This is a genomic window from Rhodomicrobium sp., from assembly GCF_047605405.1.
Lineage (GTDB): Bacteria > Pseudomonadota > Alphaproteobacteria > Rhizobiales > Rhodomicrobiaceae > Rhodomicrobium > Rhodomicrobium lacus.
In genome coordinates, this window is the sequence record NZ_JASGFR010000013.1 from 68,837 (window position 1) to 84,554 (window position 15,718).

General features: G+C 63.2%; 14 protein-coding genes. 3 read left to right on the plus strand and 11 right to left on the minus strand.

Features of this window, described 5'->3' with window-relative positions:
- Window positions 1–46: 46 nt before the first annotated feature.
- From QM659_RS07335 to QM659_RS07380, 10 genes are all read right to left on the minus strand, one after another.
- Entirely contained in the window at window positions 47–769 is a 723-nt protein-coding gene (locus tag QM659_RS07335; RefSeq protein WP_415187911.1) for a TonB family protein, read from the minus strand.
- A 2-nt stretch (window positions 770–771) separates the two neighbouring features.
- Window positions 772–1,152: an ExbD/TolR family protein gene (locus QM659_RS07340; RefSeq protein WP_415187912.1), complete on the minus strand. Its 381-nt coding sequence runs from the start codon at window positions 1,150–1,152 to the stop codon at window positions 772–774.
- Window positions 1,145–1,597, minus strand: coding sequence for a TonB-system energizer ExbB (exbB, locus tag QM659_RS07345; RefSeq protein WP_415187913.1), 453 nt, complete (start codon window positions 1,595–1,597; stop codon window positions 1,145–1,147). Before exbB ends, QM659_RS07340 begins: the two co-directional genes overlap by 8 nt.
- An 8-nt stretch (window positions 1,598–1,605) precedes the next feature.
- Entirely contained in the window at window positions 1,606–1,875 is a 270-nt protein-coding gene (locus QM659_RS07350; protein ID WP_415187914.1) for a hypothetical protein, read from the minus strand.
- A gap of 18 nt (window positions 1,876–1,893) precedes the next feature.
- A complete protein-coding gene (locus QM659_RS07355; protein ID WP_415187915.1) occupies window positions 1,894–3,750 on the minus strand; it encodes a ShlB/FhaC/HecB family hemolysin secretion/activation protein in 1,857 nt (618 codons plus the stop codon).
- A gap of 96 nt (window positions 3,751–3,846) precedes the next feature.
- A complete protein-coding gene (locus tag QM659_RS07360) occupies window positions 3,847–10,230 on the minus strand; it encodes a beta strand repeat-containing protein (protein ID WP_415187916.1) in 6,384 nt (2,127 codons plus the stop codon).
- A 269-nt stretch (window positions 10,231–10,499) separates the two neighbouring features.
- On the minus strand, window positions 10,500–11,105 hold the full coding sequence (locus QM659_RS07365; protein ID WP_415187917.1) for a Crp/Fnr family transcriptional regulator: 606 nt from the start codon (window positions 11,103–11,105) through the stop codon (window positions 10,500–10,502).
- 117 nt (window positions 11,106–11,222) lie between these two features.
- Window positions 11,223–11,954 (minus strand): ABC transporter ATP-binding protein, encoded by a 732-nt coding sequence (locus QM659_RS07370; protein WP_415187918.1) that lies wholly within the window; start codon window positions 11,952–11,954, stop codon window positions 11,223–11,225.
- Window positions 11,948–12,703, minus strand: coding sequence for an ABC transporter permease (locus tag QM659_RS07375; RefSeq protein ID WP_415187919.1), 756 nt, complete (start codon window positions 12,701–12,703; stop codon window positions 11,948–11,950). Before QM659_RS07375 ends, QM659_RS07370 begins: the two co-directional genes overlap by 7 nt.
- Window positions 12,703–13,692: an ABC transporter substrate-binding protein gene (locus QM659_RS07380; protein WP_415187920.1), complete on the minus strand. Its 990-nt coding sequence runs from the start codon at window positions 13,690–13,692 to the stop codon at window positions 12,703–12,705. Before QM659_RS07380 ends, QM659_RS07375 begins: the two co-directional genes overlap by 1 nt.
- On the opposite strand from QM659_RS07380, the gene QM659_RS07385 reads away from it, so the two are divergent.
- Window positions 13,691–14,683, plus strand: coding sequence for a nucleotidyl transferase AbiEii/AbiGii toxin family protein (locus QM659_RS07385; RefSeq protein WP_415187921.1), 993 nt, complete (start codon window positions 13,691–13,693; stop codon window positions 14,681–14,683). The two genes, QM659_RS07380 and QM659_RS07385, sit on opposite strands and share 2 nt — an antisense overlap.
- 11 nt (window positions 14,684–14,694) lie before the next feature.
- Window positions 14,695–14,967: a hypothetical protein gene (locus QM659_RS07390; RefSeq protein WP_415187922.1), complete on the plus strand. Its 273-nt coding sequence runs from the start codon at window positions 14,695–14,697 to the stop codon at window positions 14,965–14,967.
- Between the two features lie 33 nt (window positions 14,968–15,000).
- Here QM659_RS07390 and QM659_RS07395 read toward each other — a convergent pair whose 3' ends face one another.
- Window positions 15,001–15,207 carry a chemotaxis protein gene (locus QM659_RS07395; RefSeq protein ID WP_415187923.1) on the minus strand — a complete coding sequence of 69 codons (207 nt, stop codon included), beginning with the start codon at window positions 15,205–15,207 and terminating at the stop codon, window positions 15,001–15,003.
- Window positions 15,208–15,277: 70 nt separating this feature from the next.
- Here QM659_RS07395 and QM659_RS07400 point away from each other — a divergent pair, with 70 nt between their 5' ends.
- Window positions 15,278–15,712, plus strand: a complete 435-nt coding sequence (locus tag QM659_RS07400; RefSeq protein WP_415187924.1) for a helix-turn-helix domain-containing protein — start codon at window positions 15,278–15,280, stop codon at window positions 15,710–15,712.
- Window positions 15,713–15,718: the final 6 nt, after the last annotated feature.

The following is a 15,718-nucleotide window of genomic DNA, read 5'->3' on the forward strand; positions in this document are numbered from 1 at the left end:
AGGATCTGGTCCGGTTTCGACTGCAAGGCAGACTGCCGGCCCTCGCCTACCGTCCGAAGCCGACGGTTATGGCGACGCGGAATGGGCGCGGCGGAGGCGCGAACGGGAATGACCTGCGCACGGTCTTGAGCGCGGCGTCGTCGAGAACGAGGCTGCCGGACGAGGCGGCGACGACCAGCGTTGCTGCATCGATGTCGCCATCGGCGAGAACGGTGAACGCTACTTTGGTGCTGCCCCTGAGGCGGCCGGCGCGCGCGCCTTCGGGGTTCACGAGGTTCGACTGGATGATCTTCGCGATGGCGCGCGAGTAGTCGTCGAGAAGCTCGGCCTCGGTCTTGCGCCGGATGGTCGTCTGCGTCTGCTGACGGAGATCGCCTGTGACAGGCATCGCGCCGGGCGCGGGAGGCGTCGGCGGCGGGGCGGGTTGGGGGTCCGGCGGAGGCGGCGGCGCGGGCCTATCCTCGGGAAGCGGCACCTCGTCCTCCTTCGGCGGTGGCGTCTCTTCCTTCGGCTCAGGCGGCGGCTGATCGGGTTGTTTCTGTTCTGGGGGAGGAGGCGGTGTTGCTGGCACGGGCGGCGGCGCGGCCTGCGCGAGCGTTTCCTCGGACTGCTGCATTTCGGCGATCTCGCCCTGGAGCTCGATCTGGAGCGTCGGCGGTTCGTCGTCCTCGCGCTCCGGCAGAGCGATAACGAAAGGCGCGGCGACGGCGGCATGCAGTGCGAACGACAGCGCATAGGCTTGCGCGATGGTCAGCGAGCGTCCCGCCATCGCTATTTCGCAACCTCGGTCTGGATCGCGACCTTCTTGAAGTCGAGGCGGCGCAACACATCGGCCACGTCGACGAAGATCTGGAACGGCAGATCGCGGTCGGCGCGAATGAGAAAGGCCGTCTCGGGCGGCAGCGCCTTCAGGTCGGCTTCGAGCGCTTCCTTCGAGACGGCCTTGCCGTCGAGGGCGATGCCGCCCGCCTTCGACAGTTCGATCATCTTCGGCTTCTGGGCATGCACGGCGGTCGCCTGCGCCTTCGGCAATGCAATCGGGATGTGCCCCGTCGCGATGAAGCTCGCCGTCGTCAGCACGATGGTGAGCAGCACCAGCATGATGTCGACGAACGGGATCACGTTCATGCTCTCGAAGGGCTTCTCATCCACGAGCCGTGCGCGCGGCTTCTTCCTGCCTCGCCTCCCATTCGAGCATCAGCACCTTCGCCCTGCGCACGAGCAGGTTGTAGGTGACAACCGCGACGATGGCGACGGCAAGCCCCACGGCAGTGGCCTTCAGCGCGAGCGCTAGCCCCACCATGATCTTGCCCGCGTCCGTCGAGGTCGAGAAGTCCATGCTGTAAAACGTCAGCATGATGCCGAGCACGGTGCCGAGGAGGCCGACATAAGGCGCGTTACTCGCCACCGTGGCGATGGCGACGAGCCGCTGCGACAGCGCGATTTCAAGCGATTTCGCGCTCGAGAATGCGCCGAGGTCTACGCGCCGGAAGAAGGCGAAGCGTTCGATCGCGGTCGCCACCACCACGACGCTCGCGGCGGCGAGAACGCCGAGAATGCCATAGTCGATAGCGCCGTGAAGCCATTCGGTCTGCATCTGCGTCCCTAGTCCTGTCGGATCTGCACCACGTTCGCGCTCTGCCTGATCGCGCCGATGGCGTCATGCAGCGCGAAGAGGTCGGCGATGGTCATGGCGACGGCGGCGCGCGGAAGCGGCGTGCCGTCGGGCGCGATCTCGACGAAGGACAGGCGCGCGTTCGGCCCCGACAGCGTGAGATAGGCCTTGTTCACGAAGGTCGCCGGAGTCTGGAACGCCTTTTCGATCTCGGCGGCGGCGACCGGCGCGACGGGGGCTTGCGATGCAGTTTCAGTCATGGGTTTCCCTTTGCTGGATCAGAACAGCACGCCGGCCTGGAACAGGGCCTTGAAGCTGTCGTCGTATTTCTCCGCGCCGCCGGTTGCGCCGTAGCTCCAGGCGACGATGCCGCGCCCGATCACATACCGCCCCGGCAAATATTCATAGGTCGAGTTGTAGGAGAGACCCACATCCTTCAGGCCGGAGAACTTCGGCAGCGTGGTGTAGCTCGCATCCTCGATCCAGCCGCCCGCGACATCGGTAAAGAGGCCGACCGAGTGGCGATAGCCCTCGAAGGTCAGCGGAATCGCGTATTTCAGTTCCGGTGTAACCACATAGCCCGTGTCGACAGAGAGCCCCTCGTCGAAGCTCCGCACGCCGGTCTGGCCCGACAGCGAGAACTGCTCGCTCGAATCGAGGTTGCCCGACATCGCCTTCTGGCCGCGCGCAAACACGGAGAAGGACACATCGTCGAGAAGCGCGACGGTCGCCTGCGCGGAGCCCGCGATCTTCCAGAATGTGCCATTGGTATCGACGCCCGCACGGTTCTGCGCGAGTTCCACCGCGTTCGGGATGTCCAGAAAGCCGCCGGTGCCCGACGCTTGCAGGCTCGTCGCAAGCGGCAGCCCGAAGAGGCTCGACAGTTGATCGCGCTGCACCGCCGCCGTGCCGAGATCCATGCGCCGCGTCGACGTCGTCGCACCCCACACCTCGTCGTGGAGCTCCTTGTGCGTATAGGTCGCCGTCGTCCAGATGCTGTCCTCGCGCGAGCGCTTCACGGCGTATGCGAGCGAGCCGCCGATGGCGTCCGCCGTGCCGGTCGCGTCGAGCGTGTCGTAGACGCCGCCGAGTTCGTAGGTGGTGCGATAGGCGAAGACTTCGCCGCGAAGACCGTCGAAACCGATGGGCGCGTTATACGCCACGCGGCCGTTCAGGATGCCGGTCGTGTCAGACACCATGCCGAACACCGACAGCTTGTCGCCGAGGCCGAACGGCGAGTTGACGTTGAGGCCGCCCGACGCGCGGTAACGCCCGGTGTAGGGGCCGCCGAGATTGTCGCCCATGACATAGCCGTCGATCAGCCGCGCTTCGGGCACGGCGAAGGCAAGGTCCGATGTGCCGGCGGCGCGGCCGGGCTCGATGGTGACTTTCGGCAGTCCTGCGCCAGGCGTGTCGGACAGGAGCAGCATGGACCGTTCGAGATCGGCCTTCTTCACCGCGTCGCCGGGCGCGAGGTTCGCGTCGATCACGCTCTTGACGAGCCAGTCGTCGACAAGCGAAACGTTCTTCACTGCAAGCCCGCCAAGATGGCCTGTCACGACCTCGATCCTGAGCGTGCCGCCGCGCGCGTCCTGCTTCGGCACGTAAGCCTTGGCGAGCATGTAGCCCTTCTCGCGCAGCGCCGCCGTCACCTTCGCCGCAGCCTCGTAGATCTGGCCGAGCGTGAGCCGCCTGCCTTCAAAGGGCTTCAGGATCGCCGCCAGTTCGCCCGCGTCGAGCGCATCCGCGCCGTGGACGGCAAGGCGCTTCACGACAAGCGTGCCGCCGCCCGACAGCGTGAACTCCTCCTGTCCGAGCCCTGGAATGACGGGACGCGGCGCAGCTTTCGGGAGAGGCTCGGCGCGCCGCGCTTCCTCGGCCTGCCGCGCCGCGTCGCCCGCATTGTAGGATGGCGGCGTCTGAGCGAGCACCGCGCTAGAGGAGAAGAGGACGACGGAGCCAAGAAGGAGCGCGACGAACGACGACTCGCTAAGCCGCGGAAGGCATGCAGCAGCCGAGTCTCTGGCTGCGTGATCGTTCGTATGCTGAAGGGACGCGAGCACGGAGTAGCTTGCGCGAGACTTGCCTAATGCAAAGCCCAAGCTTTGATGGCCGGAAATGCGAGGTGCGGTCATGGTCGAAGTCTCGTGAAACGTTTGCGGGAGAAGCGAGGCCGGTGCCGGCCGGATGCGTGGCGGTGGGCCGGACCTTCGCCCGGCCGCCGGGGACGCTTATGGAGCCTTCGGCGCGGGCGCGGACGGCGCGCCTTGCGGAGCTGTTGCGCCGCCCGCATCGGGCTTCGCCTCAAGATCGAAGCGCTTGCCTTCGACCTCGATCGACTTCAGACGCGCATCGTAGTTCGCATCCGGCGCGCGCCGCGCTCCGGCCGACGCCGCCTGACGCCGCCGCCGCTCAGCCTCGTCCGACGCCGCGCTCGGCGCACCCTCTATAGAAGCCGCAACATCCGGCCCCGCCGCAGAAGCCACAGCCTCTGCACCCGCCGATGCTTCGACGGGCGTCGGCGGAGTGGCGCTTTCCGCCGCAACAACCGCGACTCCCACCACGCCGAGATGGCCGACTTCGTCCGCCAACGGCGAACCGCCCGTGGCCGTTTTGCCGTCGAACACGTTTTGGATGCCCTGTGCCGCGCCAACCGAATTGCCGGACCGCTGCGCGGCTGTGACGGTACCGAAGTCTTTCGTGTTTAGCGCCGCGGCACCGCCGTGGAACTGGGTTGCCGTCAGATGCGTGCCGTTCGCCTGATTCACCGCGTCGAGGATCGGTGTTCCGCTTCCGCCGCCGTGATTGTGGTCGCCGCTGGGTACGAAGTTGCCGCGCCCATCGTTTGCGATACCGGCGTTGTCCTTGTTGAACGCGTTGAACACGGAGAACCCGCCGTAGTCGGACATTGTAAATCCGGCGAAACCGCCAAGAAGTTGCGTGCGACCGCTTTCCGCGCTCACGCGTCCGCTAGAGGAGGAGTTGGCGATCACACCGATGCTGATGCCAACAAAACCACCCGCGCCGGCCGAGGCATAGGATGAAATATCGGATACGGCGTAGGCGTCCTCGCCGAAAGCAAGGCCATAAAGCTGACTGTCGAGCATCCGGACATTGCCGGTCGCATAGCTCGAATAGATGTTGGCGCTGTCAAGTTCACCCGCGAACCCGCCGACATAGTCCACACCTGTGACATTTCCGGTGGCGTAGCTGTTGCGGACAGCCCCCTCCGAGACGATACCGGCAAAACCGCCGGCGATCACAAACATTCCGATCCGTTTTGGGTCTTTGCTCGCGTGCACCGTGCCGGTCGCATAGCTGTCGAGGATCACACCCGTTGTCCAGCCCGCGAAGCCGCCGACGCGCGAATAGCCCACCGTCGTGACATTGACCCGTGAATAGGAGTTGGAAACATAACCCGCCGTGGCACCAGCAACGCCCCCCACGTAACCTTCATTTCGGACTTCACTCGGATCCTGATTTATCGCTTCGGTCTGCGTTGCGTGGATGTCGCCGGTAACGAACACGTTGCGCAGGCTGCCGGAATTACCTTGCCTGGAAACGAGGCCGCCGACCTCGCTCATCCCTTTGTCGACGACATCGATATCAATATTGACGAGACCGAGATTTCGGATGGCGCCGTCGTCGGTGATATAGCGGAACCAACTCCCATCGGCATTGGTGTGCGTATAACCGGTCGCCCCAAAAGTGATCCAGACAAGGCCGCCCTGTGTCGAGGTAAGATTGGACACGGTGTGGCCGAAACCTTCGAGGTTTCCGGTCATGACGCTGGAATTAAATCCGATCGGCGTCCAGTCGCTGTAGGCGGACAAGTCGATATCGGTTCCAAGCACATAGTATCCGTCGATTTTCTTGTAGCTGCACGATGAGTCTGCGCACGTTGACTGATAGCGTATCGCGTCCAGTTCGGCGGCGTTTCGAATGACCGTGTAAGTTTTGAGATCGCCTTCGGCGCCAAGACGCACCGTCCCGCTGGTGTTGAGATTGATCTTGCCCGCAAAGCTGTCCGCGTCCGTCCCGTTGGGATTCTTCGAATAGGCCATATCGATGCCGTAGAGCCAGACGTCGAGATCCGTGGTCACGCTGCCCTTGCTTTGGAATCCGCTCCTGCCGTAACTGGCGTTGAAATTCGCGGAACCGCCAATATCGACCACCGTGTTAACGTTGATGTCCTTGTCCGCATCGAGCGTGAGCGTGTTTTTGCTCCAGCCGAAGGCTTCACCGATGACGATGTTGCCCGCTGCGGACTTCAGCGTGACATCGGCGCTCGCCAGCGTTTCCATCAGAGTTGCGGCGCGGACGTGGGTGCCTACGGCTGCGTCGCCTTTCATGACGAGCGTCCAGAGCCCGGCCTGACCGTTCCCGCCAGCGAGCACATGGCCGCCCTGCGCGATGGTGACGGTTTCGGCTGCCGTCGCGATGCGCCCGCCCGCGCCCGTCGCCGACGAGGCGTCGAGCGTGCCGCCGACCTTCACCGAGCCGGTGAGCGTGCCGGTGCTCTTGAGCCGCCCGGTCGTCGCCGGGTCGAGTGTGGTGGCGTCGCTCGAAGCGAGCACGATGTCGCCGCCTGCCGCGCGGATCTTGCCGTTCACCGCGACCGCACCGCCGAGGAGCGCGACATAGCCGCCGTCCCTGACCGTGATCTGCCCGTCGACAGACACACCGCCGCCCGCACCGTCGAACACGAAGGTGCCCGCGTCGAACGTCTCGTTCGCAAGCGCCTGCGCCGACGCCACGAGGCTCCCCGCGTTTACCACCGACGTTGACGAGAACAGAACGCCCGCCGTGTTCACGATGAAGACCGTGCCGTTCGCCTTGATCGCCCCTGCGATCACCGACTGCTCGTTGCCGATCACGCGGTTCAGCGTAACGGACGTGGCGTTCGGCTGATCGAAATTCACCACCATGGTGTAGGGCACCGAGAAGCGCTGCCACTCGATGATCGCCTTGTCCGAGGATTGAGCGATGTTGGTGACGGTCGCCGTCCGCGTGATGGATGCCGTCCCGCTCACCACCGTGCCGGCCGAGGGGCCGGAAAGCGTCGTTGTTTCCGCGCCGTGCACCCAGACCGTGCCGGTGGCGCCCGCCAGCGTGTAGTTGCCACCCGTCTGCGAGAGCGCCAGGCCGGACGTGTCGGCGACTGTCTGCAATCCTTTCGCGGCGCCCGCAATCGACACGGAGCCTCCGAGCGTCACTGTGTCACCCGCCACCGCGTTGGCGACGAGGAGATCGCTCGCCCCGACGTTCGTGTTGCCGTCGTAGGCGGTCGAGCCGATGAGTCGCACCGTGCGCGGCGTTATCGTCGCCGAGGCATGGCCCGTGGCAAGCGTATAGTTGCCCGCGTCGCCGCCCGACAGCGTGCCGTTCACGGTTACGCTCCACGAGCCCGCATTCTTGTCGGCGAAGAACGCCGATGTGGACGCGACGGTCACGACGTCGCCGGCCACGACGCCGTTCAGCATGGCCGCCGTCACCGCCGCATCCGCCGTGCCGTCATACTCGCGGTTCGCGACCGTATAATCCGCCGTGATCGCTTTCGGCGTGATGGCGCCGGTCGCCGAGCCGCTTGCCGCCACGTAGTTGCGCGTCTCGGTCCCGTCCGCATAGGCGAAGCCGTAGTCGAACGCCACGGCAATGCCCGTGCCTGCGTTCCTGCTGGCGTAGGTGGCGGAGCGGAAGACCGTGGTGACGTCTTCGCCCTCAACACCGGCCAGCGTGCCGCCGCTGACGGTCGCCGCCGTCGTGCCGTCGTAGACCTTGTCGGCGACGGTCGCGCCGGAAACGGTCACCGTCTTCGGGTTCAGCGCGACATAGCCCTGGATGTTGGCATAGCCGGATGACGCGAGCACCTTGCCCGCCTCGTGCACCCCGGCGTTGAGTTTGTTGTAGACCGAAAGCTCGCTCGCGGCCGGAGCGTAGGCGAACGCATCCGCCGTATCGCCCCACTGGAGCCCGACATAGGTGAAATCGCTCGCCGCATAGCTCTCGCCGTAGGTCTTCGCGGCGGTGTTGAGCGTCACGGTCACGGGGATCGTCTTCAGGATCGGATGCCCTTCCGCCGACGACGCCCAATACGCGCTATCAAACCCCGCGTAGTTCGCAAGGCTTCGCGCATCATCCGCGGTAAGCATGGTCGCGCCTGTCGTCTTGCGCGCGGATCCATTCTGCGTCCAGTAAACGTTCGTCAGCGTGCCTTTCGATCCGCCGGCAAAGCCGTAGGCCGTGCCCCCGCTGACCGTCGAGGCCGTATAAGATTGGGAGATCTGGATGTCGGTTGACGAGCGGGTCGCAACAAACCCGGCAGCGGTCCCACCCGTTAAAGCCGTGACGGCGCCGCTCGAATAGGCGTTGGAGATCGAGCCGCCGGTCATGCTGCCGACAAAACCACCCGCGTTGTATGCCCGGACAGTGCCTGTCGCGTAGGAATTGGTGACGAAAGCTGTCGTCGAAGCACCACCAAGAGTGCCAACCAGACCGCCGGCCGTAGCGAGAGTTCCTCCAGCATCGACGCTCGCATCGGACCAGGATCTGTCGATGGCGCCGCCGTACATCTTTCCGAGCAGGCCGCCCAGTATTGTCGAGTTCGAGACGGACTTCACACTTCCGCTCGCATGAGACGCGACGATTTTCGCTCCGTAAACTCCGTTCATTTCGCCAGCAAGAACGCCAACCGTCGAGCCTTGGCCGGTTGCCTCGATGTCGACATTTGCGTAATCGTAGGCCATGAGGCCGTAATTAGAAGCCACCATGCCACCGACAATGGAAGTGCCTCCGAGGGTGATCGATCCGCTTACGGAGCTGTTCGCGATGGTCCCATAGTTGTATTGTGTCAAAATCGCGCTGTAGCCGGTCGCAGTCGGAGCGGCAAACGAGGCGCCTGTGACCGCAACATTGCTGAGTGTCTTGCCTTCAGCGACGACACCGATCAGCGCAGGCACATTACCCAGCACGGTATTGTCGATCTTCACATTCGATATCGTGTGACCGAAGCCGTTGAAGTTCCCGGAAAAGGCCGTGGCGGCTGAGGTCCCTATTCCAGCGACGAGTGCGTTTTCGAAGTCGAGATCACTTCCGAGCACATAGTTCTTCGCGAGGTCGGCAGCCTGGTTAGTGGCGTCGCCGATGGCGTTGAAGTCCGCGACGCTGTTGATGACGCTGTAAGCCGCGCCTTGAAGCGTGACCGAGCCGTTGCCCGCGAAGTCGATCTTGCCGCTGTACGTACCAGAGGCTCCCAACGTTGTGTAAAGCCCGTAGGGCGCGCCGTTGAAGAGGCCGGAAGTATTGTTGCCTGAACCCCAGTTCGCCGTGAAATTCGCCGTGCCGCTTGCGGAAAGCACGCTGTTCACCACGATATTTCCAGCGGATGTCAGGGTCAGTGTGTTCTTGTACCAGGTGATCGGATCGTTGACGACGATATCGCCGTGGGTCGTTACGATCTCGTAGCTGCCCTGCGTCGCGAGATAATTCGAGATGAAGTTTCCCGTCACGTCTCCGGCCGTACCGATGGTGAAGCCGATGGGATCGACGAGCCATGTGCCGCCGCTCCCGGCGCTGGCAAAGGTCAGTAGCTTTGCGCTGTCGGCGATTGTCACCTTGTCGCCTGAGGTTTCGATGAAGCCGCCGTCGCCGCCCGATGGCGCGGAGGCGTCGAGCGTGCCGGAGACTGCCGTCTTGCCGCCTTGCGCCAGAAGCTTGATCGAGCCCTTTTTTGAGCTTCCGCCCGTCAGATCGGCGAGCGTGCGCGCCTGAATGATGCCGGTGTTGTTCACCTGCGCCGCGACGAGCGAATCCGCCGCCTTCGCGGAGAGGATCACGCGGCCGCCGTCCGCCCGGATCGCCTGTTTGTTCGCGACGAGCGCTTCGAGCGTGCCCTTGTCGATGGTGATGTCTGCGAGCGCGTCGCCCTCGAAGTTGAGCGTGATCTTGTCGCCGGAAGCCAGCGCCACCGTGCCGAGCGTTGCGGTGATCGCGCCTTCGTTGGAGACGGTCTTGCCGAGCAGCGAGACATAGCCGCCGTCGCGCGTGGCGATCGTGCCCTGGTTCACCACCGAGCCGGATGACGTGCCCGAAAACGTATAACGCCCCGCGAGAAAGTCTTCGTTGACGATGTCGCGCGTGGACGCCACCAGCGCGCCGACATTCACCTGCGCCGACTTGCCGAACAGCACGCCCGCCGAGTTCACGATGAACACCTGGCCGTTCGCCGTCAACGCGCCGTCGATGACGCTCTTCTCGTTGCCGGTGACGCGGTTCAGCGTGGCCGAAGTGTAGGACGGCTGGGCGAAGGTCACGCTCTCATTCGCGCCCACCGAGAAGCCGGTCCAGTTGATGATCGCCTTCTGGCTCGACTGGGTGATGGTCGTCGCCGCGCCCGCGCTCGTGATCGCAGCCGATCCCGACACCACCTCGCCGCCCTGCGGGCCCGCGATCACCGGCGGCGCGAAGGCGAGAAGTGCCGCGGCGGCCGTCAGTGTGGCGAGGGTGTGGAAGGATAGCTGTGCGGGTCTTGTTTCAGGCGTTCGAGCGGGGATTTTGTTTCCTGCGCTGCCACTTCTCTTGCGCCCACGCGCATTTGCTCGTCCGACCGACGCCATGCCCCACCTTTGATGTAACGACGCGCAATGGCCGCCCAAGGCCGTTGCAACCTGTCTGCCCGGACAGATTGTCCTTACGGTAGCTTTCCCTTTCGCCTTCTCCTATGATTGCGATCATACAGCTTCCTGCAAAGCGCGCTGTTCCTGTCGCTTTCGCCAAAGCTGTAGCGTTTATGATACAACTTGCGCGCCAAAGGCTTCCATACTGCGCCGGGATTTCTACTTTTGCCATTGTCGAGAAGAGGATTTTCGCTGTCGCGACGTTGCACCTACTGCAATGCTCTTGTATCGCGAAGCGTGATGGTGCGGCCCGAACGGGAAATCTCGCCGTCTCTCTCCATCTGGGTGAGCGTCCGATAAAGCGCTTCATGCGTGAGACTAAGTTCGGCAGCGAGATCCTTGATCGTGCCCGCCACTTCGACGTGTCCGTCCTTGGCGGCGGTGAGCGCGAGATAGTGTCTGACCCGCTCGCGCGCCGAATGCATCCCCAGCCGCTGAACGCGCGCTCTGGTTGTCATCAGCTCACGGGCCAGCATGGCGGCGTAGGATTTCGCAAAATCAGGGTTGCGCTCGAATTCGGAGAGGAGCGCGGCCTTCGGGTAGAGGCGAACAGTCGATTTCTTTATCGCTGTGGCGTCGCAATGGTAGACTGACGAAAAGATTGACGCCTCGGCCAAATGATCGCCCGGTCGCGCAATATGAAGCACCACTTCCTTGCCGCTCGCATCGATGCGGGAGAGGCGCACTGCACCGGTGACGATCTCATAAGGTCCGACCGTGCGGCTTCCGTTGTGGAAAAGCACTGCTCCCGCGTTGAAGCACTGCACGACGGTCGTTTCGGGGATGAAACCGTGGAGGCATTCCTCGATCGACATGGGCCTCTCCCTCGTCAAAGAAGATATAGGAACACACCTCTGGCCCAAGAAGCAATTTCACTCAAATTGCCCGGCTGTGAAGCTTATAAGGCTTTGCAGTGTCGAGACGCCGCCATCTCAGACACACACTGCCCGTCTCTCGCCCAGCGCCGCGGCCACATCGGGGCTCGCAAGGAATGCCGCCGCGGCAGCATAAACTGCGGCGATGCCACTGACCGGCCTGTTTGCCACTTCCGCCGAAATGCGGGCCGGATTTCCTGAAAGCACAGCGATGCGGTCGGCAAGGCGCACGGCTTCGGGCGCGTCATGGGTAACGAACAAAGCGGCGGCTCCGGCGCGCACGACCTCATCGCGCAGCATGTCCTGCAATTCGCTGCGCAGCGAGGAGTCGAGGGCCGTGAAAGGTTCGTCCATGAGAAGCAGGTCGGGGCCAACAGCCAGCGCGCGGGCCACCGCAACCCGTTGCGCCATACCGCCAGAAAGCGCCGTCGGGTGCTTTTCCAGATCGCTACGCGAGAAGCCAAGGCGAAGGAGGAGTTGCGCGGCGCGTTCCCGACGCTCACCGCGCCCGAGACCCATCGCCTTCAGCCCGAAGGCCGCGTTGTCGAGCGCGCTCGCCCACGGCATCAGGCGCGGTTCCTGAAATACCACCGCCGTGCGCCGGAACCCGTTCGATACGCGCCCTGTTTGCGGTGCGATCAGGCCAGATGCGAGACGAAGCGTCGTCGTCTTTCCGCAACCCGAAGACCCGAGAAGCACGACCACCTCGCCCGGCGTCACGCGAAGGTCGAGCGCCGACAGGACGGGGCCTGCTCCAAAGGAATAACTGGCCGCCTCGAAAATCAGCATGGTCGAGCGCCGGGCGAGGCATGCCGCCGGAAGAGAATGCGCAATGCCGCTTCGCTCGCGAGGACGACGAGAAGCACAATGCCGATCCACGCCATGGTTTCCGGGAGATCGAGATTGGCGCGGGCAGTCTCGATCTTGCCGCCGATCCCGGACCCGCCGCCGAGAACTTCTGCCATGACCGCAACTTTCCACGAAAACGCGGCTGCCGTGGCGAGTGCGGGGAACACCGCGGTCGCGAGTTGGGGCGCTATGATGTCGCTGAGACGCAACCAGCGCGGCGCTCCGTACGCGGAAGCCATCTCGTCGAGCGCAGGATCGCGGGCAAGCGCGCCCTGAAGAGCCGCGCCAAACACGATGGGGAAGACGGTCATCACCACAGTGAACGCCGGTTCGATGGTCGACGGCCCGAACCACAGGAGCGCAAGCACCACCCAGACGATAGGCGGAATACCGAGAAGCATCGCCGCCACGGGCCCGAGCGCCGAGCGAAGCGGAAACAGATGGGCGCTCGCAACGCCGAACGCGACACCAGCTGTCGCGCCAACGACGAAACCTGCGAGCGATTGCCTGAGCGTGGCAACGATGGCGGGAAACGCCTCGCCCGATGCAAAAAGCCGGACGATCTCGCCGCCCGTGTTGCCAAGAGACGGCATCACGAAAGGCCCCCAGAGGCGATGCGCCCCCTCCCACGCAGCGAGAAAAAGCAGGATGCCGAACGCGGCCCATGCCGCGCCGCTCGTGCCTCGCATCACAGGTCGAGATAGAAGTCGTCGTCGGGAAGTCGTCCGCCGAGCGCATCGGGGGAGAGGTCGAGGATCGCGCTATAGAACGCTTCGAGTTCGGTTTTCACGGCGCGGGCCGGGATCACGTCCATGTTGAAATGATCGAGCGCCTGCGCGAACACCTGCGGGCGCGCGCCGAGTGCCTTGCCGGCGAGTTCGCCCGCTGCGTCACGGTTGGCGAAGATCCAGTCCTTCGCCCTCGGCAGCCCGGCCTTGAGCGCGGGCACCAGTTCGGGACAGTCGTCGAGGAGGCTCTGATGGACGGCGATACCCGCCATCGGGATTTTCGAGTCCTTGTGCTTCTGCCAGACATCCTGAAGACTGATCGCGCGACGAAGCGTGCGGCCCGCCTGGGAGGCCATGAAAATGGAGCCTGTTGCCGGAGGCTCTGACAGAATTGCGGTTTCCACCCTGCCCGCCGCGAGCATGTGCGCCGCCTCCATCGGCGTCTGCACATAGGTGAGCGTCATGTCCCGATCGGGGTCGAGGCCTTCGAGCTTCGCCACCGCGCGGAAGGTCAGATCCGGCATGTCGTTTCGGAAAAATCCGAGGATCGATTTTCCCTTGAGATCGGCGAAGGTCTGGATCGAGATGTCGGCGGTGACAATGGACAGATGCCCCATGCTAAGAATGCAAAGCAGGCGGATCGGCATGCCTCGATTGGCGAGGTTGGCGGGCACGTGGGAAGGCGTGGTGAACAACCGCGTGCGGCCAGAGACAAGGCTCGCGCGGAGTTCGTCGGGCGCTCGCCACAGCCGAAAGCTCGCACCGGGAAGGGCGTCCGAAAGCCCGCCCTCTTCAAGAAGACGGGCAAGAATGAGGCTTGCGCCGTTCGGCGCGGCAAGGACTTCAAGGTACGGCACGGGATTCGCGAAGGCGGATGCGTAGGGCAATGTCGACGCGGCCGAGGCGCCGACTGCCAGTTCAAGAAAACGCCGGCGAGAAAATTCCGTCATGATAGCCCCCGTAAAAGCGGGGGGAGCTATATCCGATCCCATACATGTTGTCGACACCTTCGCCGGCGGTTGCGTCTCGAGCCGACGCTCAAGCGGACGTCTATTTGATCACGTGGATTGTCCCCTATCGACCCATCTCGACGAACAGCGCGCAACTTTTTTGATGCGGTTCCGTCGATGGATAAGGCTGAATGCTAACCTGCCTTCAAGGCCGCTGGCGCGGGCACGGCGCAGAGGGTCGGTTTGTCCCGCGCTGTGGTTTGTCGGTGTTTTGGCTTTGCCTTCTGCCAACGGCTCCCATTATCTTGGCTCAATGACACAGATATTCGATCCGAGGCTCGATATCCTGCCCGCTTCGCAGCGCCGCCTTTGGGACGAACTCGGCGATACTCCGGCAGACTTCATCCTTTATGGCGGTACCGCTCTCGCCTTGCGGATTGGCCATCGAAAGTCTGTGGATTTTGATTTTTTCAGTTCAGAACCGCTTGATCCCGCCAAGCTTCTTGAACAGGTTCCCTATCTCAAGAATGCCAGTGTTATTCAAAGCGAAGTCAACACGTTGACTGTCACTGTGCGAAGGCGCGGTCCTGTAAAGCTCTCCTTTTTTGGAGTGCCTCGTTTGCGGCGAGTTGGCGAAACGAGCAAAGCGCCTGTGACCGGATTAAGAGTCGCATCGCTGCTGGACCTCGCAGGAACCAAGGCTGCCGTGGTTCAAAGAAGGGCCGAGGCAAAGGATTACATCGATGTTGCCGCGATTTTGTCAGAGGGCAGCATCGATCTTCCGCTCGCTTTGGCGAGTGCAAAGGCGATCTATGGCGCGCAGTTCAATCCGCAAAATACCCTCAAGGCGCTTGTGTTCTTTGATGAAGGGAATTTGCAGGGGCTCTCGCAGCGCATAAAGAAGCAACTCGTAGACGCCGTCCGCGGTGTTGATCTTTCAAAATTGCCCCATCTGACCGGTGAGAAGCTCGATCAGGGACGAAAGCGGTGAGAGAGATACCCTTGACGCCAGAAACTTCGAGGATCGCTAGGCGGATCATCTGGTTCGAGCGGCCGTCTGCTGCGCTTTCCGATCCCGTTCGTTTCATGGCCTACGCCATGGCGCGCGCCACCCATGAGGACATGCAGGTGCTTCGCCGCTATGTCCTGCCGGAAGACTTCGTCGAGGCGCTCGATCGGGCGCCGCCTGGGATCATCGACGCGCGATCCTGGGCGTATTGGAATTTGATTGCGGGCCGTTATCCCGCGCCTCCTTTGCCCAAGAGACAGCTTTAAGGAGTCGCTGTTCGGTTGAATATGGCGTCGCGATCACGATTTGGCGGCACGTTCCACGGCTGCCAGAGATTGAGCGAGACTGTCGAGTTCATCGTCGACTTGGCGGGATAGGCTTCGAAGCCTAATGTGACGCGCGGTATCGTCTGCCGCTCGGGAGGTGTTCGCCGCGTCGTCGATCAGTTCGCGCGCATAGCGCAGCAAAGCCTTGAGACTTTTGAGGTCCGCGACAGTAAGCTTCATGGGCATACCCCCACGCTCGCCAATGTGTTAGCGTCACAATGCTTATGGCTATGAATGTATATATAATACAATGAAGGTGTCAACGATACAATTGAAGATGGCGCGCGCGGCTCTAGGCTGGACCATTCGTGAGCTGGCCGAGAGGGCTCGCATTCACGTCAATACCGCCCAACGCATCGAGGCCGGTCTTCCGGCGCAGAGCGCAACGCTGCAAACGGTGCAGCGCGTCTACGAGGACGCTGGACTGGAATTCATTTTCGCCGATAGCGGCGGTGGGCCAGGCGTCCGTCTGAAATTGAACGCCGAGGTGCCAGCGCCTGGAGGCCGCTTAGATGAAGGCGAAGACAACGAGCCCGACGGCCTGAAGGCTCTCGATTGCGAGTTGGTCGACCATTGGCGCAAGCGGCCACAGCTTTGGCACTCGCTTTCGGAGACAGGTCAGCGTGTGCTGTCCCGCGAAATGTTTGGCGAGGATTGCGCAAACGAGGTGCGCCCCGGAGAATGAGGCGCG

Coding starts and splice junctions, on each gene's coding strand:
- QM659_RS07335 (WP_415187911.1), bottom strand. CDS start 769: ATGGCGGGACGCTCGCTGACCATCGCGCAAGCCTATGCGCTGTCGTTC.
- exbB (WP_415187913.1), bottom strand. CDS start 1,597: ATGCAGACCGAATGGCTTCACGGCGCTATCGACTATGGCATTCTCGGC.
- QM659_RS07380 (WP_415187920.1), bottom strand. CDS start 13,692: ATGACGGAATTTTCTCGCCGGCGTTTTCTTGAACTGGCAGTCGGCGCC.
- QM659_RS07395 (WP_415187923.1), bottom strand. CDS start 15,207: ATGAAGCTTACTGTCGCGGACCTCAAAAGTCTCAAGGCTTTGCTGCGC.
- QM659_RS07400 (WP_415187924.1), top strand. CDS start 15,278: ATGAAGGTGTCAACGATACAATTGAAGATGGCGCGCGCGGCTCTAGGC.
- QM659_RS07385 (WP_415187921.1), top strand. CDS start 13,691: ATGATAGCCCCCGTAAAAGCGGGGGGAGCTATATCCGATCCCATACAT.
- QM659_RS07355 (WP_415187915.1), bottom strand. CDS start 3,750: ATGACCGCACCTCGCATTTCCGGCCATCAAAGCTTGGGCTTTGCATTA.
- QM659_RS07370 (WP_415187918.1), bottom strand. CDS start 11,954: ATGCTGATTTTCGAGGCGGCCAGTTATTCCTTTGGAGCAGGCCCCGTC.
- QM659_RS07365 (WP_415187917.1), bottom strand. CDS start 11,105: ATGTCGATCGAGGAATGCCTCCACGGTTTCATCCCCGAAACGACCGTC.
- QM659_RS07350 (WP_415187914.1), bottom strand. CDS start 1,875: ATGACTGAAACTGCATCGCAAGCCCCCGTCGCGCCGGTCGCCGCCGCC.
- QM659_RS07375 (WP_415187919.1), bottom strand. CDS start 12,703: ATGCGAGGCACGAGCGGCGCGGCATGGGCCGCGTTCGGCATCCTGCTT.
- QM659_RS07360 (WP_415187916.1), bottom strand. CDS start 10,230: ATGGCGTCGGTCGGACGAGCAAATGCGCGTGGGCGCAAGAGAAGTGGC.